Source organism: Desulfocicer niacini, from assembly GCF_054657595.1.
This window is the reverse complement of the sequence record NZ_BAAHYK010000242.1, coordinates 1-223: the sequence shown is the minus strand read 5'-3', so window position 1 is coordinate 223 and position 223 is coordinate 1. Positions and strand designations below refer to the sequence as shown.

Annotated in this window: 1 protein-coding gene; it reads right to left on the bottom strand. The window is 52.0% G+C overall.

Going from position 1 to position 223, the window contains the following annotated elements:
- Positions 1 to 223, bottom strand: a 223-nt coding sequence (locus ACYQ2M_RS25580) for a hypothetical protein (RefSeq protein ID WP_459919211.1), incomplete at both ends; no start/stop codon positions are given.

The window sequence follows — 223 nt, the reverse complement described above, 5'->3', positions numbered from 1 at the left end:
CCCCAGATATCTTTCAAACAGGGGCCAGATTTCAGGAGAGATAAAGGTGGATACATGGATACCGTTGGTCACATGGGAGATGGGGATCTCATTTTCCGGAAGGCCCGGCCACATATGCGCCCACATCTTTCGGGCCGTGTGGCCATGGAGACGACTGACGGCATTGCAGTACTGTGACATTCTAAGGCCCAGCAAAAACATGGAAAAAGCAGACGCCTTATCC